Annotated in this window: 2 protein-coding genes and 1 pseudogene; all 3 read left to right on the top strand. The window is 56.8% G+C overall.

Annotated features, from left to right (window positions below):
• On the top strand, positions 1-420 hold a 420-nt coding region (locus BOO71_RS02110), incomplete at its 5' end, for a transposase (RefSeq protein ID WP_139322690.1).
• A 7-nt stretch (positions 421-427) separates the two neighbouring features.
• Entirely contained in the window at positions 428-925 is a 498-nt protein-coding gene (locus BOO71_RS02105; RefSeq protein ID WP_139322689.1) for a hypothetical protein, read from the top strand.
• Between the two features lie 102 nt (positions 926-1027).
• Positions 1028-1323, top strand: a pseudogene (locus BOO71_RS02100) (IS66 family transposase); the annotation flags it as partial.

The raw sequence follows: 1323 nt of genomic DNA, 5'->3' as shown, positions 1-1323 counted from the left end.
TACGGCTGCGTGATGCAGGTGGTTGCCACCCGCGCAGCGGATGGCGATCTCATCGTCCTGGCGACAGATTTGAAGGTGTGGGACACCTGGGCGGTGTACCGATTGCGCTGGAGCATCGAGTGTACGTTCAGCAGCATGAAGTCGCGTGGCTTTGATCTGGAACGGTCAGCGGTGACCCACGCTGACCGATTAGAGCGGTTGTTTGGACTGGTCACGCTGGCCTGGGTGTGCTGTCTGCGGGTGGGCGTCTGGATGAATGCGTCCAAACCAATCCCAGTCAAAGCGCATGGTCGTCGCGCTGTCAGCGTGGTCCAGTATGGCTGGCAATATCTGGCGAGAGCGCTGAGATGGGATCACCCACAGGCCGAAATATACTTCGGCCTCTTAAATCAACCTTTCTCCGCACCCAGCGCCACTTAAACGCAAGTTGTCCGGTACTGAAGTGTGGGCCATCTTCAAAAAGCTTGAACCCGGCGAATATCGTTGCTGGCACGAACGTATGAACATCTACGGCGTGAAATTGCGCGTCCTGGCTTGTAAAAATCACAAGGGCGATATTCTGTATCTGGCCTATCACGGGCGGGCTGAGAAGGCCATCAGGCGCTATGCCTTGCGGTGGGGGTGTGAAACGATGCATCAAGCGATGAAATCCAGAGGATTTCATCTGGAAGACAGCCATGTGACGGACACCGGGCGAATGACCACGCTGTTTGGCGTGGTGGTGCTGGCCTTCGTATGGTGCTGCCTGATTGGAGAACAGGAGGAAGACCGCGAACCGACAGAGAAGTTGGCCCACGGCTATCCACCCAAAAGTCTCTTCCGCCGGGGTCTGGATGCGTTACAGCGGGCTTTGCGAGACCTGGGGTTCGGAAAAAGAACGTCTGGTCCGAGCTTTATCCAGCTTCTTGCTGCTTTTGTACCCTAGAGAAGGGCCACGCACGATGTATGGCACCGAAGGCCCATTGGTATCTGATTAGCGCTCCTGACCCGGTGGCCTGAACCGGGCAGGATTCGCTAGAATTGGGGCATGGCCGGGACGCTGACAGAGGGGGATGTGCTGGAGATCATCCGTCAGCAGACCGAGCGATTCGAGCAGTTGGAAGCCGAGAATCACGCGCTACGTGCCGAAAACACTCGTCTGAAAAAGAAGATCGAGGAGCTGGAGCGCAAGAAGCACAGCAAATATGCTGCTCCGTTCAGCCGCGAGACGCGTAAAGCTGATCCCCAGCCACCTGGACGCCGTGCAGGAATGGGAACATTCACCTACAAGACTCCGCCTGAACCTGTTCAGGTTCAGGCGGTCATTTCCGTCCCGACTCCTAA

The organism is Deinococcus marmoris (assembly GCF_001949125.1).
GTDB lineage: Bacteria > Deinococcota > Deinococci > Deinococcales > Deinococcaceae > Deinococcus > Deinococcus marmoris_A.
The sequence above is the reverse complement of the archived record's forward strand: the minus strand, read 5'-3'. Positions and strand labels throughout refer to the sequence as shown.